The following is a 20,248-nucleotide window of genomic DNA, read 5'->3' on the forward strand; positions in this document are numbered from 1 at the left end:
CCCCGGACTTCTAACAAAGGTTGCGTCTGCTCTTTTCAGGAACCGCTTTCAGATGGGAGGGATCGGTCAGACGCCCCTTGTGATGATCTGCTGCAACACGGTCCGATTAGTTACCATAAGTCATCTTACAGGTCGCGCATGCGCAGACACCGGATAATCCGACCCGACGATCAGCTTGTAGCGCGCCGGACGCTGCGGCATTAAGCGCGGTATGACAGCACGCCTGCCCCTGATGGTCTTCACCGATCTCGATGGAACCCTCATCGACCATGATACCTACACTTGGGCCCCCGCAACGGAGGCGCTGAACGCACTCAACCGCCTATCGGCCGGGATCGTTCTGGCCAGCAGCAAGACCGCGGCAGAGGTCAGCACCCTGCGCACCACGCTTGGCCTGAATGCCTGGCCCGCGATTGTGGAGAACGGCGCAGGTGTTCTGCCGCCGTGGGTGTCCGATGTTCAGGAAAGCGCCCGATACGACGCGCTGCGCAGCGCTTTGGGCAAGGTGCCGGATGACCTGCGCGTCCTGTTCATCGGCTTTGGCGACGTGACGGCGGAACAGGTGGCCGACATGACCGCCCTGCCCGTTCCGGATGCCGCCCTCGCGCAGAAGCGCGCTTTTTCGGAGCCGGGTCAATGGGTTGGCACGGATGCCCAGAAGGCCACGTTCCTGACCCATCTTGCGGAACATGGCATAACCGCACAGCAAGGCGGGCGATTTTTGACACTGTCTTTCGGTGGCAACAAGGCCGACCAGATGCGCCAGATCATCAAGGACTACGAACCGCAGCACACCATCGCCCTTGGCGATGCGCCCAACGATGTGCAGATGCTGGAAGCCGCTGACCATGCCGTCGTGATCGCCAACCCGCATCGCCCGCCCCTGCCCCGCCTCAACGGCGAAGCCGCCGGGCGCGTCATCCGGACCAGCGCCGCTGGTCCTTCGGGATGGAATTTGGCCATACAGGGCCTACTTCAACGACTTCAACTGCACTAGGACCAAACGACATGGCCGACTTCCACCAGAACGGAAACATCACCACCCTGCACAATCTACGCACCCGTTCTGTCGGCGAAATGGAGCATGAGCTTGCCATCTTCGCGCAGGCGCGGAAGATTTCACTGATCCTGCCCTGCCTGTTCTCTGAACTTGAACGCGAAGCGATGCCGAACATCCTGTCGGAACTGGCCAAGGTGAAATACCTGCACCGGATCATCATCGGGCTGGATGCCGCGGACGAAGCGGAATACCGACATGCCAAGGCGTTCTTCAAAGGTCTCGACCAGAACCACATCGTGATCTGGAACGACAGCCCGCGCATGCTGGCGCTGGGGGAACGGCTCCAAGCCATGGGGCTGGCACCTTCCGAAAGCGGCAAGGGCAAGAACGTCTGGACCTCGCTGGGATATCTGATCGGCTGCGCGGACAGCGCGGTGATGGCGATCCACGATTGCGACATCCTTACCTATGACAAGGAATTGCTGGCCCGGCTGATCTATCCAGTGGCCAACCCCGATTTTCCCTATCAGGTGGCGAAGGGGTATTATCCTCGCATCGGCGGGACCAATCTGAACGGCAGGGTCACCCGCCTGCTGGTCAGTCCCTTGCTGATCGCCCTCAAGCGGGTGATCGGGGATCGTGACTATATCGATTACCTGCGCAGCTTCCGCTATCCCCTGTCGGGCGAATTCGCCATGCGCACGGCTATCCTGCCCGACCTGCGTATCCCGTCTGACTGGGGTCTGGAAATCGGCGTTTTATCAGAGGCTTGGCGTAATCTGGCGCCCAAGGCGGTTTGCCAGGTCGATATCTCCGACGCCTACGATCACAAGCATCAGGACCTGAGCCCGGACGAGGCGGACGCGGGCCTGAACCGCATGTCCACCGACATCTGCAAGGCGATCTTCCGCAAGCTGGCGGCGGATGGCACCGTGTTCACGGCAAATGTCTTTCGCACGCTCAAGGCCACCTATTATCGCTGCGCGCTGGACCTGCTCGAAGCCTATTACAACGACGCCAAGATGAACGGGCTTTCCGTGGACCGCCACACCGAAGAACGCGCGATCGAACTGTTTGCGGAGAACATCATGCGCGCCGGTCAAGTGTTTCTGGATAATCCGCACGAGACGCCTTTCATTCCCACATGGAACCGCGTCCATGCCGCGGATCCGGCGTTCCTGTCGGACATGCATGCCGCGGCCAAGGCGGATGAGGCGGAATACACCTGAGCGTCAGCCGCGATTGGTGATCCAGCGGCATTGATACGGGGCCAGCGTGATGGCGTCCTGCATCATGTCCACCTCCTCCCCGCTCAGCAGATCTATCCATGTTTCATCATCGATTAGGTTCATCGACATGTGGGACACCGCAATCGGCTGATTGCTGACGTTGTGCAGGGCAAAGATGGACTGGGACCGGTCAAGGCTCTGCCGCCAGACCCCAAGGACGCGGTTGTCCAATGGCATCGTGAACTGGGTGGCATTGGGGTGAAACGCGGATTGCTGCGCCCTGATGCGCAGGCGGTCTGACAGCGCGGTCAGGACCCGGGCGTGCGGTGTCGTTGGATCATCCAGCAGCGCGTTCAGCTTCGGGTAATCCCAGCGATGGCGGTTGATCCCCCGGTTCATCCCCCGCCGCTTGACCTGCGCATGATCGTTCGGGGTGGCCAGCATCGAATGGATGTAAAAGGCCGGAATACCCTCCAGCGACATCACGATGGTCTGCGAACAGATGAAGCGTTCGAAGTGGAAATCACTGTCACCGGCAAATGTCGTCCCGGTCGCCTCATAGAATGTCGTGTTGATCTCGTAGGGGGCCTCTCCCCCGTCCGGTAGGGCGCGCATGGACACCAGCCCGCCGATCTCCTTGATGGTGTCGATCATCTTGGCCTGCTCTTTTGCAGGCAGGATGCCTTCAACCGGGCGCATCCCGATCCCGTCATGGCTGGCGGTGAAGTTGAGATAGGCACACCCGAACTGCGCGGGCGGCATCCCGCTTTGCCAGCGCCGCAGATACTGCGCTGTGCCGGACATCACCGCATGCAGGATCAATGGCGGCAGCGGAAAATTGTAGATCGCATGCGCCTCGTTCCGGTTGCCGAAATAGCTCAGGTTCTCGGCCTTCGGAACGTTGGTTTCGGTCAGCAGGATGATCGTTTCCGTCGCGTAGTCGCACAGCAGGCGCATCAGCTGCACGATGGCGTGGGTTTGCGGCAAGTGGATCGATGGCGTGCCCGCTTCTTTCCAGACAAAGGCCACCGCATCCAGCCGGATGATCCGCACCCCGTTGTCCACGTGCAGCCGGATGATCCGCAGGAATTCCAGCAGAACTTCGGGGTTGCGAAAATCCAGATCGATCTGGTCATGGCTGAACGTACACCAGACATGCCGTGGCCCGTTCGCGGTCTCCACCTTCTGAAGCAGCGGTGTCGTGCGGGGGCGCACGGTATCGGCCAGATCATCCTCGGGCGAGGCTTCAAAGAAGAACCTGTCATAGGGCGCCTGCCCCTGCCGATAGGCGTTGAACCACGTGCCCTGGCTGGACACATGGTTCAACACCAGATCGGACATCAGGTGAAAATCGGTGCCGATGCGGTTGATGTCAGCCCAGTCGCCCAGCTGAACGTCGACCGACCGGAAGTCGGAAACCGCGAAACCGTCGTCGGACGTATGGGGAAAAAACGGCAGGATATGCACGCCATTTACGACCCCCTTCATGCGCCGCAACAGAAAATCATGCAGCAGATCAAGCGGCTTGTGCGCGCCATCCAGAATGGAGTTGCCATAGGTGATCAGCACCGCGTCCTGTTCAGTCCACAGGTTGTTGCTTGGGGTGCGCCCCGCTTGCGCGGCCGCGTTCCGTCGGGCCAGAAGGCCTCCACGATCTTGCTGAGCAATATGTCAGCGTCAACGTCGGGATAGATCTGCCGGATCAGTGCCGCAAGGCGCGTGCTGAAGGAGCGGGTCCTGGTTTTTTGCATAAAGAATGAAGGTCCGAAAACTGTTCCGCATACAAGATGATGCGTTGAGCCAAGAAGCAATGCCCGGATGAATGCATCGTTCGGGGGAATTAGCAGGGCCATTCCCCCGCGCTGCACAATATTTGGTCAGAAACCTCCGGCCTGGCCGATCCCTGTCGGATGGCTGGCCTCAGATCGGACCCCCCTGCCCCGCCGCGGTTAACAGTTGTTAACTCTATGGCGGTGTCCTATATCTTGTGGCTCCACGGTCCGGTTTTGCGACCTATGGATAATCCTCTTGACTTGGCGGTGTGAATCGCGGCCTAACTGTTTCAAGTTGCGCAAATAAGCAACGAAAAGCAGGAAAAGAGCAACCATGATTCAGACAGCACCGATTTCGGCGGCGTTCCAGTCCGATGTCACGGGACAGATGGCGGCACGCCTGAAGACTGCGTTGACCACGCATCTACAGCAGGTCTATGCCCCGGATCAACGCAAAAGTCTGAGACTATTCAGCGCAACAGAGACTGCAGAGCTTCTGGGCGTCTCCGGGCAGTTCCTGCGCAAATGCCACAGCGATGGCACCGTGGTGGAGCCTGCCGTGAACAAGGGCGGGCGGCGGTCCTATTCCGGGGACGAAATCTGGGCGATGCGGCAGGCGCTGGAAGCGGGATCGCGCACGCCGGGCAAATACGTCCCCGGACGCCGTGCGGGAGACAAGTTGCAGGTCATCCAGTTGATGAACTTCAAGGGCGGGTCCGCGAAATCGACCGCGACCATTCATTTGTGTCACTATCTTGCCCTGAACGGGTATCGCGTACTGGCGGTGGATCTGGACCCGCAGGGCAGCCTGACGGGATTTTGCGGGCTTCAGACAGAGTTGGAATTCGACGGACCCACGATCTATGACGCGCTGCGGTATGAAGACCCCCTGCCCTTGTCCGATGTGATCGTGGACACGTATTTTCCCGGCCTCGATCTGGCCCCTGCCCGGCTGATCCTCAGCGAGTTCGAGACTGAAACAGCCGTCAACGCCGGTCGCGGTGCCGCATTCTTTGAGCGGCTTTCAAGCGCGTTAGAGCCTGTTCAGCACAATTACGATGTCGTGATCATCGACAGCCCCCCTGCCCTGGGGTTTCTGACGCTGACCGGATTGTTCGCCGCCACCTCCGTGCTTGTTCCGATGACGCCCAGCATGCTTGATCTGGCCTCGACGCAGCAATTCATCGAAATGACCTCTGCTTACCTCGGCGTGATCGAGGAAAGCGGCGTGCGCATGGATCATGATTTCTTCAGCTTTCTGATCACAAGAGATGATCCAAGCGATATTCCAAGCCAGCAGATCGTATCCCTGATGCGTGCGCTGTTTCAGGATCGGATCGTGCCATCGACGGCCTTGCGCAGCACGGCCGTTGCGGATGCGTCGATGCTGAAGATGTCGATCTACGAGGTTGCGCGGGCCGACATGACGCGCAGCACCTATGATCGGGCGCGCGCCAGTATGGATGCGGTTGGGAAGGATATCGAAAACCTGGTTCAGAAAGCATGGGGGCGTCATTGATGGCACTCGACAAGAACAAGGCGGGCATCATGGCCGCAATCTCCGCAGCGACGGCGGGCACGGATCCGTCAGATACGCCGCAGGAAAGCGCGCGCGCGCATCGCACGTTGCCGAAGGGCACCGTAGGGTCTGTGCGGGCCGGTCTGGGCGGCATTCAGGAGATCAGGACGATCTCCATTCTGCCCTGGGGGCCGCACGACCGCCTGCAGTTAACAGCTGTTAACTCCCTTGATGAAGAAGTGGTGAGCCTGGCCGAAAGCATCAAGGCAAGCGGGCAGCAGGTGCCGGTTTTGCTGCGGCCTTCGGACCATCAGGACGGCAAATTCGATGTTGTCTATGGCCGCCGCCGTATCCTTGCCTGCGAACAATTGGGGATCCCGGTCAAGGCCCTGATCCGCACGCTGGACGACAGTGAGGCGTTGATCGCCAAGGGGCTGGAGAATGCCAGCCGACAGGATCTGAGTTTCTATGAACGCGCGCGTTTCGCCCATGCGATTCTTGAACAGGGCCACACGCGCGAAGAGGCACAGCAGGCCTTGTCGATCAGCAAGAACACCCTGTCGCAGCTTGAACGTGTGGCGCGGCTGATCCCGGATGAGGTCGGCATGGCAATCGGGCCTGCCCATGGCGCGGGGCGCCCCAAGTGGATGGCGCTTGCCGCTGCACTCGAAGGGGGGCCATTTCCGAAGAAGAACTGTTCGATGTGCTTGCCGGGATGCCCGACGACACGGGGTCTGACGCGCGGCTGCAACGGGTGCTGGACACCCTTGGCAAACGCGGCCCGAAAGAGGCCCGCCCGGCTGAGCGGTCACCGATGTCAGGCGCTGTCGTGAAGTCGACCAAGTCATCCGTGACGCTGACGGTCAAGCGGGCAGGGGACACGAAGCAATTTGCAGACTGGCTTGATGTGAATATCGACCGTCTGATCGAAGATTCCTACCGGGCGTTTCAGAACGACTCCGGAGGATGAGCCGGTTAACAGCTGTTAACTGGAGGATTGAGGATATGAGCAGACAAGGAGGATAACGCAAAAAGAAACCCTCGAAACCGGAGTTCCGAGGGCTGCAACGCCTAGGCGCTGATTGTTTTCGCACTTCAATCCTAGCAGCCCGCGAATCACCACACAACAAAAAACGCTCTTGGGCGAACGGGTATCTGCTGCGGTCTACACATTATGGAACATTTGAGACATGCCCCGTTCGGGGTCACTGGGCCCGTCGGGCACCGGGACGGTATTTCCGTGCCAACTGGATGGCGCAAGGCATCGCCCGCGCTTGTGCAAGCCGAACACCTTGCAGAGGCCGGTGCGGCCGTCACGGTAAACAAAAGCAGAGCCGTCGTTGCCGTGAAACGGGTCGCGGCCTGCATCGGGCTGAAGGCGGCGGATCTTCTGCTGCTTGACACCTTGGCGGCCTTTACGCAGCCGCAGGATTGGGAGGCGGGCAGGCGGCCCATCGTGTGGCCGTCAAATGCCTATCTGATGGAACAGACGGGGTTTTCGCTGTCTACCCTGAAGCGCCACGCCCGACGGCTTGCCGAAATGGGCGTGATTGCCTTTCAGGACAGCCCCAACGGCAAACGCTGGGGGAGGCGGGATGCAAAGGGTGTGATCATCGAGGCTTACGGATTTGATCTGTCCCCCTTGGGTGCCCGGGTGGAGGAGTTTGAAGCGCTTGCGGCTGATCGGGCGGCGGAGCGCGGGCTGTGCCAGCAGTTGAAACGGCAGATCACCATTGCCCGGCGGCGCATCCGTGCACGGCTGGAAATCAGAGAACTGCACCGGGACGGGGGAGGGCTCAGGGAAGCGTTTGACGCGCTTGTGGCACAGCTTCCCAGCCCGCGTGCATCATCCGAGGTCCTGAAGGTGATTGTCGAGCGGTTCCTGGACCTGCTGCACCGTGTGGAGACGATGTTGAGGGCGGACCCTCAATCACTGGAAAACACACCAGAGGCGATACGTGAACGGCAGGAAATGACCCCCAGGGAGGCCGGAAATGGACCCCATATACAAACTACAAATCAACTTCATTCTGTAAAGTGTAAGGGCTTTGAAAAAGAGCATGATGAAACCGGCACGCACGACCAGCAGGCTGAGGCGTCTGTTCAAGCCGTAACCCGGTGCGAGACGACAAGAGAGCCATGCGCACCCAGGATGGGAATTGACTTGCCCATGATCCTGCAAGCCTGCCCGGAGTTCACCTCCTGGGGCCGCGATTTGGGTGGCCACATCCGTGGTTGGCCTGATTTCGTGCGCCTTGCTGGGAAATTGAGACCGATGGTCGGTGTGTCAGAACATGTCTGGCACCGGGCGCAGAGCCAGTTGGGCAAACCGGCCGCCGCCGCCGCATTTGCGCTTGTTTTTGAAAAGGTGCATTCAGGCCATGTGGCGTCTCCCAGCGGGTATTTGCGCGGTATGGTCGAGAAGGCCGAAGCGGGGGAATTGCATCTGGAACGCAGTTTCTTTGGTCGGCTGAGCGCGCGCGCGGCGTGAGAAATATGGGAAATACGCTTCGATATCCTTGCAAATCTTCTGTTGGATGGAATAAATGCAAGGTATGATCCTTCGAAAGCATCAAGAAAAGCTTGAACAGGCTCTGGATACGCAGGCCGGGGTTGTCCTTCTTGGGCCGCGTCAGGTGGGCAAGACGACACTGGCGCAGGATATCGCGGAACAGCGCGGTGCCGTCTATCTGGACCTTGAGCGGAATGCAGATCGCCAGATACTGGAGGAACCTGATCTTTATCTTGATGAGCGGATGGGACAGCTTGTCGTGATTGACGAGGTTCAGTTGATGCCGGGTCTCTTTGGCACGCTTCGGGGCCAGATTGACCGACGGCGCAGGGCAGGGCACCGGACCGGGCAATTCCTGCTGTTGGGATCGGCGTCCAACACGCTGTTGCAGCAAAGCGCTGAATCGCTGGCGGGGCGGGTAAGCTACCATGAGTTGACGCCTTTCATTCTTGACGAAGTGGGGCAGGGGGCGTTGCAAGCGCTTTGGCTGCGCGGTGGTTTCCCGGAAAGCTTTCTGGCGGGGTCGGAGCATGCCAGCCTGACCTGGCGCGAAGATTTTATCCGCACGTATCTTGAACGTGATATCCCGTCATTCGGCCTGCGCATCCCGGCCGAGACCCTGCGCCGTTTCTGGACCATGCTGGCGCATGAGCAGGGCGGTTTGCTGAATGCCGCGAGGATCGCCGCCGGTTTGGGTGTGTCGGGTCAAAGCGTGGCGCGCTATCTTGACCTGCTGGTGGACCTGATGCTGGTGCGCCGCCTGCCGCCATGGCATGCCAATGCGGGCAAGCGGCTGGTGAAATCGCCCAAGGTTTATATCCGCGACGCGGGCCTGGCACATGCGCTGCTGGGGTTGGAGACCGAGGAGGCGTTGCTTGGGCATCCGGTCGTCGGTGGGTCCTGGGAAGGGTTCTGCATTGAGAACCTGATCGCTGCGGCTCCGCGCGGCACGGAGGCCAGTTTTTACCGGTCCTCGGCCGGGGCGGAGATTGACCTGATCCTCAAGCTGCCTTCCGGTGCGCTTTGGGCGATTGAAATCAAGCGTACTACTGCGCCGAAGGTCACGCGCGGTTTCCATATCGCCGCTGATGAGCTTGATGTCGCGGAGCGGCTGCTGGTCTATGCCGATGCGCGCGAGGTGCCGGGGCAGGGCGGGCTGCGCGCCGTTCCCCTGTCCGGTGCCATTGACCGGTTGCAGACGATCTAAAGCGCGGCAGAACTCAGGCTTCTGCGGCGACCATTTCCTTGAGGCCATCGCGCCATCCGATCTGGGGATGGAATGCCAGTTTCGTCTTGGCTGCGCGGATATCATACCGGGGCACGCGCGCATTCCAGTCCAGTATGTCGCCCTGACCACCATTGAACCCGGCGGTGGCCAGACGCCGGACTTCGTTGGCAAGGGTATGGTTCAGGATCGCCTTTCTACCGGCAATATTGAACGTCTGATTGGCCGCCTCTTCACGTTCTCCGGCCAGAACAAGCGCCCGGCTGACATCGTCGACATGAACCCATTGCACGGGGTGCGGTGCATTTCCGGCACCGTTTCCGTTGACGGCATTTGTCACCATCTGGGTCGCGAACTGGGCATTTGCACCATAGACCATGGCAGGTCGGATGATCACTGTTTCCACAGGACGGGCAGACGTCCGCAACATCCGTTCTGCTTCGGCCTTGGCGGCGGCATAAAAGCGAAAATAGGGATTGGGGTGCCCGTCCAGTTCGGGAAGCGCACCGCTTTCGGTCTGCGGGATCGGTCCCCATTCGGTTTCCGGCCCGTAGACCGACACCGTGCTGGCAAAGACAATGCGCCGGATCCCCGCCTTTTTTGCGCCGTCAATGAGGGTCTGCAGCGCGGCAAGGTTTTCCGTCGCCGGAGACTGGACGCCCTGATGGGCCGCCCCGCGCGACATCCGGTTCGATTTCCATGCCAGATGATACAGCGTATCGACCCCGTCTAGGGCGGTCAGGACGGCCTGTGGATCAGACAGGTCCACTGGCATCGTCTTTGCCCCCATGTCTGCAAGCGCCGCGCCGTTGGCGCTGTTACCGCCGGGCCGGAGGGCCGCCTTGACGGTATGCCCGCCCTCCATGAGACGCGCACATAGGCGCATTCCGACAAATCCCGTTGCACCGGTCACAAGAGCAATCATGTCACTAAAATCCTTGCATTGGTCATTTCAATCATCTGTGGCTCAGAAAAAACTGGACGATCTGGTTGGTGGCGCTGATGTCGGTCCGGCTGGGCCCGAGCCCCATCAGATTACCGAATGTCTTTGATCTTGATCCGGCCCAGAGGTGGCCCAGTCCGGGCACGACACAAAGCGTCACTTCGCCCCCTTTGGGGCATCCGCGCCAATTCGTGCAGGTGACGCCGGATGGCTGTGTGGTCTGGGATTTCTGGGTGCACCGGTTTTCCTTTGCCATAAACGCGATGCCATCGGTCACCGCAGGCTGTTTGCCGACACGTTTGAATTCACTCTGCCCGCCTGAAAACGGGGCGAACGTGTCCTCCCTGCCATGCAGGTGGAAAACAGGGATGGGGCGACCGGGGTTACAGTTCTGATTGCTCAGCGCGATTGTGGCACCGGAAGGTGCCACGGCAGCAATCGAATTCGACCGCTTGCAGGCCAGCGCGTAGGCCAGCATGGCGCCGTTGGAGAACCCGGTGACATAGGCGCGGGGTTCAACCGGGACAATGGTGTTGAGGTCGGCCATGATTGCGCTGAAAAAGCCGAGATCGTCCAATCCGCGCCGCTGCGCACCACCGCAGCATTTCCCGACGTTCCAGCTGCGCCGGAATCCATTCGGGTACACCACGATGAAGTTCTGCGCGCCCCGCGCATTCTGGAACCCGGCAATCCGTTCGAAATCGGTGGCGGTCGCAAAGGCGGGGTGAAAGGCCATCAAAACCGGCCAGGATGACCGGGCACCGGGATTGGCGGGAAGATATGCGATGTATTCCCTGTTCAGACCGGATTGTTTGATTGTCCGTTCAATCCGGGCCCCCTGGCTTTGGCCTGATGCGCCTTGGGCACAGAGGGAAACGAACAGGAACAGGGCCGCGAACACAGCCATACCGACACGTGTGCGACGAAGTCCGAAAGAGGTCATGTGTGGTGCTCCCGATCTGTCAGCTGTTGGCGCTTTTCTGCATCCAGCCCACGACATAGGCCACAGGGGCCGTCCGCCGGAGCCACATGCCCGTCAAGCCAAGATTGCGCGGGGTCAGTTCACCGCTTTGGACGCGTTGGTAGGCGTTTCGCATGTGGAATTGCCCAAACCGATTCCATGTTTCTTCGGTGGTGTCGTAGACTTCGACCGTGTCAAATCCGGCCTCCAGACCCACATCGGTGTATTGCAGCGCCGTTTCGAGGTAGTTGACCCGCGGCTGGATTTCGGTTTCGGCACGCAGCAGGGAATCTGAAAACACCAGGTATCCGCCGGGTTTCAGCACCCTCAGGGCTTCGCGCAGGAAATCGGCGCGGGTATTGAAGTGGCACATCGCCTCAACGCAGATGATATTGTCGATTTCGCCATCCCCGAATTCCAGATCAGCCGCGTCCATTTCCTGAAAATTGACTTCGGGAAGGCGTTCCTTGCACGCAGCGATCTGTTCGGGCGAGATGTTGATGCCGGTCACGTTCTCCGGGGCGAAGTAGCGCAGCAGATGGCGTGTCGTTGCCCCCTTGCCGCAGGCGACATCGAGGATCCGCCCGGATTTTTCGGGGATGAAAGACAGCAAAAGCTCAAGCAGGTTTTCGCATGCCTCGTTCTGGCTTGACGTGGATTGGGTCCAATACCCCCAGTTCCAGAATTCCGTGCCCCGGAAAATTTCGCTTTCGCCTTCATGGGCGAGGTGCATGGCGTAGAACCTGCGAATGCGGTCGTTATATTCCATCTCCGCTTCGGGGTTTGTGTCTGCGCGGCCCGCCCACCGCGGCGCGGGCGTGAACCGGGGTGCCTGTTGGCCACCCCCAAAGCGGTTCGTCCCTGTCTGACCCTGTTGGGCAAAGCGCGGAAGGCTTCCCGGTCGTCCACCACCTGCGCCCGCGCCCGTTTGCCCGGTGTTCTGATCATCGACTTTCGCGTCTGCCATCGTGCCGTTCTCCATACAAAGATCAAGCTAAAAAGGTCTTATCACATTGGAAAGGCTACGAAAAATTACAAAAAATTACTTGCTGGACAACACTTCAATTCAAATCGCCAATACCAACGCCTTCCACTTCAAACCGGATTAAACGAGGTTAAATGAACCTCCCTTAGCGCCGCCACTGTCCTGCGCCGCCGCCTGGGTTCTGTCCACCGAACTGTCCGCCACCCGCAGCAGCGCCGCCACCTTGTCCGGGCCAGCCCGCGCCGCCCTGTCCGTTGCGCTGAGCCATGAGGTAAAGCGCCATGCGGCGCCAGAACATCGCCTGTTGCATCGGGTCAGCGTTTTGCATCGGGCCGCCCTGGGCATTGCCCTGGCCGAACTGTCCGCCCGCTGCCTGACCCTGACCACCAGCACCGCCAAATCCGCCGGCATTGCCGCCGCGATTTGCGAACCAGCCCTGTCCCGCACCGCGCTGTTGACCGCCGAAACCACCTTGTCCCGCGCCGCCGAAACCACCTTGCCCGGCGGCTGCGCCGACCCGACGAAATCCCTGTTGCTGTCCGCCAAATCCGCCTTGTCCTGCGGCCTGACCCTGTTGTCCGGCACCCCAACGGCGTTGACCTTGTTGGCCTGCGCCAAATCCACCGTCCTGCGCCTGACCGCCAAACGCGCCGCCCTGACCAAATCCGCCACGACCGCCAAAATTACCCGGATTGGGGCCAAATCCGCCCCGTCCCATGCCGCCTTGCATTCCGGCTCCAAATCCACCCTGACCGCCGAAACCGACACGTCCGCCGCCGGCGTCACCATTGCGCAGTGGTTCCGCAACGGCAGCCGTTTCGCTTTTTGGCCCGCTGTCTTTTGCCGAATCGTTCATTGTCGTCATCCTCCAGATAATTTTGGATAGGATATCAGTACCATAAAATGCCGATTCTGGGTATGTTGAATGCATGACGGCCCTTGGGCCGGATCAGCGCGCGACCACTTCGGAAGGTTCAGCAGAATGGACAAACCTATGGATTTTGTGACGATTGTTTCCGGGCTGCCCCGATCAGGGACGTCGATGATGATGCGGATCCTTGAGGCGGGGGGCATTGCACCCGTTCAGGACAAGCAGCGCACCGCGAACGAGGACAATCCGCGCGGGTATTACGAGTACGAACGGGTCAAGGCGCTGCCGACCGACAAAAGCTGGGTGCCCGATGCGCGGGGCAGTGCGGTCAAGATCATCTACAAGCTGGTTTACGAACTGCCACAGGGCATTCCGTACCGGGTTCTGTTCATGCAGCGCGAGATTGCGGAAGTCGTGCGGTCGCAGGAAAAGATGCTTGAACGCGAAGGGCTGGACCCGGGGCGCGATCAGCGTGACATCATTGCCGACCTATTCCAGTCCGAAATCATGGCGTTTCGGAACTGGGTGGCTGCACAGCCCGACATGAAGATGCACGTGGTGGACTACGCCAGTGTCATCGCCAGCCCCGAAGAACAGATGGCACAAATCTCCGCCTTTCTGGGCGGCGGGCTGGACATTGCCGCCATGACCGCCGTGGTCGAACCGGACCTGTACCGCAACCGCGCCTGACCCGTCGGGCGATGTCTGCGCTCAGCTGGGTTGCTCAGGGAATCCAGCCCCAGATTTCCACCAGAACGAAACGCACGAAGAGCCGGGAGTAGGCTTCCCATACGCGCATTTCGGGGCCTTCGATCTTGGCAAATCCGGTCATGCCGGGCCGGAATGACCCGTCGTCATTCGCCAGACGGGTCCGGACCCGCACCACCTGCCCAAATTCCTGACGTTCCGCGACCGGCGCGATGGACGCGACCGTTCCGACCCATTCCTTGCCGGGCATCGCCCATGACTTCAGCCGAACCAGCTGTCCGATCTTGATCAGGCTGATGTCGGTTTCGGGGAGTTGGATTTCCGCCTGCGCGAACCGGTGGTCTTCGATTTCCATCAGCAGTTCACCGGTTTGCAGATAGGTCCCGCGGACCGGTTTTTCGTTGATGATCACGACCCGTCCCGGGACCGGCGCGACAATCTCCGTGTCCTTCAAAAGCTGTTCGTAATAGGCGACCTCGGCGGAAAGCCGGTCGATGTCGGCACGGGACGCGGCGATTTCGCTTTCCTGTGCCAGCGCCTGCACGTTCTCCAGATTGGCCTGTGCGGTGCGCAGGTCTGCCTTGGCGGTTTCAAACCTGCTTTTGATCGCTTCGGCCTGTGATTGGGGAATGGCCCCGCGTTCAAGAAGTTCGTCGGCGCGTTCAGCCTCGGCTTCCAGAAACGGCAGTTCGACCTCCACGCGGGAGACCTGTTCTTCTGCAACGCGCAGTTCTTCGGGCGTGGCCCCGGACTGAAGGGTTTCGAACTGCGCTTCGGCCTTGGCCAGCGCGGCCTTGGCCACGGCCAGGGCATAGCGTTCCTCGATCCCTTGCTGGCGCGCCAGAACTTCACCGGCCTGAACCGTGTCGCCTTCGTCCACCAGGACTTCGGCAAGCTCTCCGGGGACGCGGGCAATCACCTGCACGCGGGTGTCGGGCAGGATCGCGAAATCGCCCCCGGCGTCATATTGATAGGGCAGGAACGCCACGAAAAGGAGGGTCACCAGCGTGGAGACAAGCAGCCCGCGCCGCACCCAGACGCCCCAACGGGTGCCCGCGTTCTTGGCATAGAGGCCGGGCAGGGGCCGTGCCGTCCCGACGGAGGTAGCTGCGGGCAGGGTCAGGGACCGGCCGCTTGGCACCAGATCATTCCGCGCGACGGGGACCGGCAATTGCCGTGATTCATCCCATGCGCCATCGTTACCCGATGACAGTATCGCGTCGCTGGCCGCCTTCCGTTCTGCCCTGATCTGTCTGGCGATCTGGGTGTGGAGCCGTCTGCTTTGCGATTTGGTGACAAGCAGCCAAAGCAGCATCAGGCCGATCAGGGATACGAACATGATCGCACCCGTCCCGCCAAACCGGCCCACCAGCGCGGTGGAGGCATAGGCGGCCGCCAGCGTCACGATGAAGGCAGTGAAAATGACGATGGAGAGGCCGTAGAGCAGAAACACCCACCATTGCCGACCCTGAACCGGCGGTAGTTTGCTGTTCTTGCCCCGGCCAAACAGCAAGCCCAGCGACCGTTCGCGCAGCAAAGGTTCGTCGAAATACGCCGTCATGAGGCGATAGCCTTCGCCGGACAGCAGGGGGAACGCCGAGATGAGGAAGCTGAACAGGCTGATCTGCGCCAGCAGTGCCACGAATTCCGAAAAGCCGGTGCCGCCCAGCCGGGACCCGTCCCAGAAGAAGGTGCAGAGCGCAAAAATCAACAACCGGGTCTTGAGCGCACTGGCAAAGACCCGCATTCGGCCTTCCCTTTCCAGCCGGAACAGGTTCGTGGTGTCGACTGCGAACCTGGGGATGACGAAAAACATGAAGGTGATGCCGAAGCCGGGCACCTCGGCGCCTTCGCGCTGGATGACCGCCCCCATGACCAGCCGGGTTGCCAGGTTCACGGTCAGCATCGACAGGGCCAGAAGACCGGCCAGACCCAGATTGGCGAAACCGGCGGTCAGGGTGGTCAGAACCTCATCAAGCCTGTGGAAAATGGACAAAAGCGCCACCACAGCAACGGGAAGGATCAGCCATGAAAACAAATGGGCAATCCAGCCGAACAGGGCGTTGAGCACACCCAGCAGCCCGGTTGGATTGAACAGCCTGATGGCCATGGTGCGGACCGGTTTCGGTGCGGAATCCTCGAACCGTGGCGCGCGCTGCGTTATCTTGGGGTTGGCGGGACCGCGCGGGGGCGGCGGGCTTTGTCGCTTCTTTGCCCCGGCACCGGGTTCTTCGAACAGGGTTTCGGTGAAGTCGTCTTCGAAAAAGACGGCATCGCTCAGATCGGTGGCGATTTCATCGTCAGGGCTGTCGCCGAACAGATCATCATCGGAATACGGACCCTCCGCCTCCTCCGCCGCATCGCCATCCGGCGCATCAGGCCCCTGTCCCGACAGGGAATGGTCGCCAGCGGATGCGGTATCCTTTACCGCCGCAGGTTCTGATGTGCCCTGTTCGAGTTCCTCAAGAAGCCCGCGCGTCACCATGTCTTGGGCGAATTCCTCGACCGCGTCGGGGGTAATGGTGATTTGCAGCCTGTGTGCGAAGGCCTTGCACATCGCATCAACCGAAAAACCCGACCCCAATCCGGTCAGCAACAGGGTCTCCGCATGGCCCATGCGAAACAGCGCACCGGTCGTGTTGTTCTTGGCATATGCGCCACGATCGGGACCATATCCATTGCCGTCCTGCGTGATCACCGCAGCATCGCACAGACGATAACATCGCCTGCCTTGGTCGATCTGTTGGGCCGATGCGCTATCAGGGGCCATTTCGCATTATTTCCAGTCTGTTCGTTGCTTATGGTTACTATACACGAAACCTGCGCGCGTGTTGAAAATCATGACAAATTTGGCGCAGGGTGCTATTGATCGGGAACCGGATCGCTTCCGCGTTCGGGGGCAATCCGCCGCGACCTGACCGGGCAGAAGGAATTTCGTCAAACCCTGCGCGGAGTCCGGTCGCATCCGCGCATTCTATTGGAGTATCCGCGCATGGTTCCCTTCCTGTCTGACCGGGTCGCGCTGGTGACCGGTGCAAGCCGCGGATTGGGGGCGGGTACAGCGAAGATGCTGGCGCGTGCGGGGGCGACCGTTGTCCTTACGGCCCGCGATCAGGCCACGCTGGATGTGGTGGCTGACGACATCCGTGCAGAGGGGGGCAAGGTCGCCGCCTGCGCCGCGGAGCTGGCCGATGATAGCGCCGTAAGGCAGATGGTGGAGCAGACGGTCGACGCGTTCGGTCGCATCGATTTCCTGCTGTCGATCGGGGGATCCGCCGATGGCATCGGAACAGATCTGGACAGCGTCGCCCCCGATGTGTGGGCGCGCCTTTGGGAAGCCAATGTGACCGGGCCGCTGAACCTTGTGCGCCATATCCTGCCCGTCATGCGTCAGCAGCAGGCCGGACGGCTGTTTTTTCTGTCAAGTTCGGCCACGTTCCGGCCCATGTTCAACACAGGTGCCTATGGGGCCACCAAGGCAGCCGTCAACCATCTGGTGCAAAGCATTTCGGCGCAGCCGAACTACGGGGGCATCACCGCTTGTGCGTTCAATCCGGGGCCGATTGACACGCCGGTTTTCGCGCAGGTGTCAGCGGCGCTGTGGCAAGGGCAGACCAGCGACGCAACACGGTCGCCCGAAACGGCGGCGCGGCTGCTTCTTTGGTTGTGTTCGGCGGAAACGGAGGGGCTGACGGGCGAATTCGTGCAATGGAACAGCCCCAATACAATGGCTGCGGTCGGTGCTTTCCTGCAAAGGTATCAGATCAGGCAGGACGACTGATCAGGCGGCGGGCTGCCATCCGGATCCGGACATCGCATCGCTGATTTCCCACAGACGCGCGCCAGCGGCGGGATCGTCCGCGGCGGGCAGCACCTGACCGATGGCGCCCTGCCTGGCATAGATGGAAGCCTGGCCAGCGAACGCCGGGTCAATCAGAATTGACGCCACGAAACCGGCCGCCTGATCAGGAGACGCCATTTGATTGCGGAACCGCAGCAGCGCGGCCACCTCGGGCCGTTTGGCAAGAACGCGGTCCTCCAGCAGGCCGGTCCGGACATCGCCCGGATTTACGGCGCAGATCCTTGGGCCCGTTGCGTCCGCGCGCCGCATCAGAGAGGCCGTGAACATCATGCTGGCGAATTTTGCCCGCGCATAGGCATCCAGCGGCGCATAATCCTGCGCGCAGAACAGATCACCGAAATCCAGCCCGGACGTCTCCGCGATGTCACAGAAAAGATTGATGACATGGCCATCGGTCGTCATGTGTTCCAACAGGCCCCGCGTGATCAGGAACGGCGCCAGATGATTGACCGCAAAACTTGCTTCGATGCCGTCGGGGGTCATCCTGCGGTCGGTAAAGACGGCCCCTGCATTGTTCACCAGAACATCCACCTTGGGATGTGCCTGCGTTACGGCCTCCAGCAGATCAGCGATCTGCGCGCGGGACGACAGGTCCGCGGCAATGAAACTGCCCGGTGTGCAACTGGGACGAGACGAGAGTTCTTCCAGCAGGTCGGTGCCTGCGGCCTTGTTCCGGCCGGTCGCGATCACATGCGCGCCGCACCGTGACAGGATCACCGACAGCGCGCGCCCGATGCCCGCCGTGGCACCGGTCACCAGACAGACCTTGCCCGTCAGCGGTTTTGATCCCGATTCAAGCGCCTGCAGGAGCGGGGGCAATTTCGGCGTGTTATCTGCCACGCGTCCTTCGCGGCGCAGGTCTTTGACGATGGCCTGACTGCATTCGGCCAGCCCGGTCCAGCCCCGTCGGGCAGGCATGATCCCAAGCGCCTGATGCGCCGGGGCGACATCGGAAGCAACCATTTCGGTCGGATAGTCGGGCCGCACCCGGTCTTCCGTCGCCTGAGCGTCGGAAAACAGGCGCCCCAGCCGTTGAAGTTCGGCGGCCAGAATGTCGGGCGACAGGGTCACCTGATCGGCCACTTCCAGAACCTGGCCCGCCGCGGCCTCCGACCGCGCTGCCACGACAAGCGCCGCACAAAGGTCGAGCGGATGCAGGCGGCGGAACGGCGTCTGATCGGCGGCACTGACCCCGTCGATCATGATACGTTTCAACGTTGCGCGCAATTCGGGGTCCTGCGGATCATAAAGATCCGGGGCGCGGATCACGACCCAGTCGCAGCCCCGCGTCTGCTGCAGCACCGTTTCGGCGGTGCGCCCGGCATCGGCAGGCCCCGAAGGGGTCAGCAACACGATGCGCCGAATGCTGCCAGCCGCCGCGGTCGTGATCAGCGACGTGATGTGGTCAAGCCGCTTTGCGTCGGCACCGGCGGCGAACATATCAAGGATATAAAGTACATCGGCCTGTGCCAATGCGGTGTCCGGCGCGCTGGCCGCCTGCACATGCGCCCGGTCCGCCCCGTTGCCCATCGATTGCCCGACACGGATGATATCCCACCGGGCATCACCAAGTGCAGCAAGCAACGCACGGGCAAGCGTGGTATCAGGGCCGGATACCGCAACTTTCATCAGTGTTCTCCAATCGTCATGTTTTCGATGGGCAGATAGCTGGGAAACTTGACTGCCGTGGACGCATAGAATTCCAGACGTCCCAATACTTCCCTGATGCAATCCCTGGCCCGCATGCGCGGTCGCCACCCGAGCGCATTCAGCTTTGCCGCCGAGAACTTCGGCACCCCGACGTTGTGGCGCGACGCAAGTTCGGTATAGGGATTGTCCTCGCGCCCGACGTTCATGGCCTCCCACATGAGGGACAGAACATCATAGGCCGTTATCGGCTCTTCCCCGGCGACAAGAAAACATTGATTTGCCGCGGCGTCTTCCATCGCGACAAGCAAGGCCGCCGCGCCGATATCGCTGCCGTGAATCCACTGCATCGTGTCCCACATCCGGCGCAGGCCATCGGCGGCGTCGGGGTCGCGGATCAGGCGGACGATCATGTCATCGACAAAGGGGCTTTTGCGCCCCACGACCATGGTCGGACGCAGGATGCCATATTCAAACGCACCGCATTCGGCCGCCTCGAAAACGGCATCTTCGGCCTTGATAAGCGTTTCCCCCAGCGCATATTGCGCCGGGTTGCCGTGGGGTTCGCGCAAGGCATCGTCGGTCACGGGCCAAAGATCGGGTGTGCGGTGGGGGACGTAGACGTTGTTGGACGACGCCATCACGAACCGCCGCACGTTGCCTGCACAGGCGGCGACCAGATTGCGGGTGCCTTGGGTGTTCACCCGTTCAAGGTTGTCGGGATCAAAGGCCGGGAACGGACCGATCAGCGCGTTGTGAAAAACCACTTCGACCCCGTCGACGGCCTCCTTGATGGCAAGAGGGTCCGACAACTCTCCGGGGATGATCTCGATCCGGTCGCGATAATTGACCCGGTGCATTGAATCGGGCAGCGCGAGGATGCGCACGTCATGGTCCGTGCGCATCAAGGCTTCAAGAACGTATTGACCCACCGCACCGGAAGGGCCGGTTACCAGAATTTTCACACTTTCCGACCTCCCGATGACGATGGGACCGGGGCGGGCATTCCCGCCT

The 20,248-nt window shown here is 60.9% G+C and carries 17 protein-coding genes and 1 pseudogene; 10 read left to right on the forward strand and 8 right to left on the reverse strand.

Going from position 1 to position 20,248, the window contains the following annotated elements; all coding sequences use genetic code 11:
* Positions 1 to 211: 211 nt before the first annotated feature.
* The gene (locus tag AB4X18_RS20905) at positions 212 to 997 is read left to right on the forward strand and encodes an HAD-IIB family hydrolase (protein ID WP_370402699.1); all 786 of its coding nucleotides are present in this window, start codon (positions 212 to 214) and stop codon (positions 995 to 997) included.
* An 11-nt stretch (positions 998 to 1,008) separates the two neighbouring features.
* Positions 1,009 to 2,229, forward strand: a complete 1,221-nt coding sequence (locus AB4X18_RS20910) for a glycosyl transferase (protein ID WP_370402698.1) — start codon at positions 1,009 to 1,011, stop codon at positions 2,227 to 2,229.
* A gap of 3 nt (positions 2,230 to 2,232) precedes the next feature.
* Here AB4X18_RS20910 and AB4X18_RS20915 read toward each other — a convergent pair.
* Positions 2,233 to 3,980, reverse strand: a pseudogene (locus AB4X18_RS20915) (sugar phosphorylase).
* A gap of 355 nt (positions 3,981 to 4,335) precedes the next feature.
* Between AB4X18_RS20915 and repA the strand changes: the two are divergent.
* The 5 genes from repA to AB4X18_RS20940 all read left to right on the forward strand — a co-directional run bounded on the left by repA (position 4,336) and on the right by AB4X18_RS20940 (position 9,239).
* Positions 4,336 to 5,520, forward strand: a complete 1,185-nt coding sequence (gene repA, locus AB4X18_RS20920) for a plasmid partitioning protein RepA (RefSeq protein WP_370402697.1) — start codon at positions 4,336 to 4,338, stop codon at positions 5,518 to 5,520.
* Complete coding sequence (locus AB4X18_RS20925) at positions 5,520 to 6,353, forward strand: ParB/RepB/Spo0J family partition protein (protein WP_370402696.1); 834 nt, start codon at positions 5,520 to 5,522, stop codon at positions 6,351 to 6,353. Before repA ends, AB4X18_RS20925 begins: the two co-directional genes overlap by 1 nt.
* Positions 6,350 to 6,490, forward strand: coding sequence for a hypothetical protein (locus tag AB4X18_RS20930; RefSeq protein ID WP_370402695.1), 141 nt, complete (start codon positions 6,350 to 6,352; stop codon positions 6,488 to 6,490). Before AB4X18_RS20925 ends, AB4X18_RS20930 begins: the two co-directional genes overlap by 4 nt.
* Before the next feature lie 270 nt (positions 6,491 to 6,760).
* Positions 6,761 to 8,011 (forward strand): plasmid replication protein RepC, encoded by a 1,251-nt coding sequence (gene repC / locus AB4X18_RS20935; RefSeq protein WP_432817447.1) that lies wholly within the window; start codon positions 6,761 to 6,763, stop codon positions 8,009 to 8,011.
* Between the two features lie 64 nt (positions 8,012 to 8,075).
* Positions 8,076 to 9,239: an ATP-binding protein gene (locus tag AB4X18_RS20940; RefSeq protein WP_370402693.1), complete on the forward strand. Its 1,164-nt coding sequence runs from the start codon at positions 8,076 to 8,078 to the stop codon at positions 9,237 to 9,239.
* A gap of 13 nt (positions 9,240 to 9,252) precedes the next feature.
* Here AB4X18_RS20940 and AB4X18_RS20945 read toward each other — a convergent pair whose 3' ends face one another.
* The 4 genes from AB4X18_RS20945 to AB4X18_RS20960 form a co-directional block, all read right to left on the reverse strand.
* Positions 9,253 to 10,182 carry an NAD-dependent epimerase/dehydratase family protein gene (locus tag AB4X18_RS20945; protein WP_370402692.1) on the reverse strand — a complete coding sequence of 310 codons (930 nt, stop codon included), beginning with the start codon at positions 10,180 to 10,182 and terminating at the stop codon, positions 9,253 to 9,255.
* 31 nt (positions 10,183 to 10,213) lie between these two features.
* Positions 10,214 to 11,143 (reverse strand): alpha/beta hydrolase family esterase, encoded by a 930-nt coding sequence (locus AB4X18_RS20950; RefSeq protein ID WP_370402691.1) that lies wholly within the window; start codon positions 11,141 to 11,143, stop codon positions 10,214 to 10,216.
* Between the two features lie 19 nt (positions 11,144 to 11,162).
* Positions 11,163 to 12,128 (reverse strand): class I SAM-dependent methyltransferase, encoded by a 966-nt coding sequence (locus tag AB4X18_RS20955; protein ID WP_370402690.1) that lies wholly within the window; start codon positions 12,126 to 12,128, stop codon positions 11,163 to 11,165.
* A gap of 163 nt (positions 12,129 to 12,291) precedes the next feature.
* Positions 12,292 to 12,474, reverse strand: coding sequence for a hypothetical protein (locus tag AB4X18_RS20960; protein ID WP_370402689.1), 183 nt, complete (start codon positions 12,472 to 12,474; stop codon positions 12,292 to 12,294).
* On the opposite strand from AB4X18_RS20960, the gene AB4X18_RS20965 reads away from it, so the two are divergent.
* Both AB4X18_RS20965 and AB4X18_RS20970 read left to right on the forward strand, forming a co-directional pair.
* Positions 12,469 to 13,032 carry a hypothetical protein gene (locus AB4X18_RS20965; RefSeq protein WP_432817448.1) on the forward strand — a complete coding sequence of 188 codons (564 nt, stop codon included), beginning with the start codon at positions 12,469 to 12,471 and terminating at the stop codon, positions 13,030 to 13,032. The genes AB4X18_RS20960 and AB4X18_RS20965 overlap by 6 nt on opposite strands.
* A 96-nt stretch (positions 13,033 to 13,128) precedes the next feature.
* Positions 13,129 to 13,707 (forward strand): sulfotransferase family protein, encoded by a 579-nt coding sequence (locus AB4X18_RS20970; protein WP_370402687.1) that lies wholly within the window; start codon positions 13,129 to 13,131, stop codon positions 13,705 to 13,707.
* A gap of 34 nt (positions 13,708 to 13,741) precedes the next feature.
* Here the strand turns inward: AB4X18_RS20970 and AB4X18_RS20975 are convergent, their stop codons facing one another.
* A complete protein-coding gene (locus tag AB4X18_RS20975) occupies positions 13,742 to 16,495 on the reverse strand; it encodes an HlyD family secretion protein (RefSeq protein ID WP_370402686.1) in 2,754 nt (917 codons plus the stop codon).
* Between the two features lie 222 nt (positions 16,496 to 16,717).
* Here AB4X18_RS20975 and AB4X18_RS20980 point away from each other — a divergent pair, with 222 nt between their 5' ends.
* Entirely contained in the window at positions 16,718 to 17,506 is a 789-nt protein-coding gene (locus AB4X18_RS20980; RefSeq protein ID WP_370402685.1) for an SDR family NAD(P)-dependent oxidoreductase, read from the forward strand.
* On the opposite strand, the gene AB4X18_RS20985 is transcribed toward AB4X18_RS20980, so the two are convergent.
* Together AB4X18_RS20985 and AB4X18_RS20990 are read right to left on the reverse strand one after the other, a co-directional pair.
* Positions 17,507 to 19,216 (reverse strand): SDR family NAD(P)-dependent oxidoreductase, encoded by a 1,710-nt coding sequence (locus AB4X18_RS20985; RefSeq protein ID WP_370402684.1) that lies wholly within the window; start codon positions 19,214 to 19,216, stop codon positions 17,507 to 17,509.
* Complete coding sequence (locus AB4X18_RS20990; RefSeq protein ID WP_370402683.1) at positions 19,216 to 20,199, reverse strand: NAD-dependent epimerase/dehydratase family protein; 984 nt, start codon at positions 20,197 to 20,199, stop codon at positions 19,216 to 19,218. The genes AB4X18_RS20985 and AB4X18_RS20990 overlap by 1 nt, the downstream gene beginning before the upstream one ends.
* Positions 20,200 to 20,248 lie beyond the last annotated feature (49 nt).

This window comes from Sulfitobacter rhodophyticola (assembly GCF_041281685.2).
Taxonomy (GTDB): domain Bacteria; phylum Pseudomonadota; class Alphaproteobacteria; order Rhodobacterales; family Rhodobacteraceae; genus Sulfitobacter.

Coding starts and splice junctions, on each gene's coding strand:
- AB4X18_RS20905 (WP_370402699.1), top strand. CDS start 212: ATGACAGCACGCCTGCCCCTGATGGTCTTCACCGATCTCGATGGAACC.
- AB4X18_RS20910 (WP_370402698.1), top strand. CDS start 1,009: ATGGCCGACTTCCACCAGAACGGAAACATCACCACCCTGCACAATCTA.
- repA (WP_370402697.1), top strand. CDS start 4,336: ATGATTCAGACAGCACCGATTTCGGCGGCGTTCCAGTCCGATGTCACG.
- AB4X18_RS20925 (WP_370402696.1), top strand. CDS start 5,520: ATGGCACTCGACAAGAACAAGGCGGGCATCATGGCCGCAATCTCCGCA.
- AB4X18_RS20940 (WP_370402693.1), top strand. CDS start 8,076: ATGATCCTTCGAAAGCATCAAGAAAAGCTTGAACAGGCTCTGGATACG.
- AB4X18_RS20945 (WP_370402692.1), bottom strand. CDS start 10,182: ATGATTGCTCTTGTGACCGGTGCAACGGGATTTGTCGGAATGCGCCTA.
- AB4X18_RS20950 (WP_370402691.1), bottom strand. CDS start 11,143: ATGACCTCTTTCGGACTTCGTCGCACACGTGTCGGTATGGCTGTGTTC.
- AB4X18_RS20955 (WP_370402690.1), bottom strand. CDS start 12,128: ATGGCAGACGCGAAAGTCGATGATCAGAACACCGGGCAAACGGGCGCG.
- AB4X18_RS20960 (WP_370402689.1), bottom strand. CDS start 12,474: ATGCAAAACGCTGACCCGATGCAACAGGCGATGTTCTGGCGCCGCATG.
- AB4X18_RS20970 (WP_370402687.1), top strand. CDS start 13,129: ATGGACAAACCTATGGATTTTGTGACGATTGTTTCCGGGCTGCCCCGA.
- AB4X18_RS20975 (WP_370402686.1), bottom strand. CDS start 16,495: ATGGCCCCTGATAGCGCATCGGCCCAACAGATCGACCAAGGCAGGCGA.
- AB4X18_RS20980 (WP_370402685.1), top strand. CDS start 16,718: ATGGTTCCCTTCCTGTCTGACCGGGTCGCGCTGGTGACCGGTGCAAGC.
- AB4X18_RS20985 (WP_370402684.1), bottom strand. CDS start 19,216: ATGAAAGTTGCGGTATCCGGCCCTGATACCACGCTTGCCCGTGCGTTG.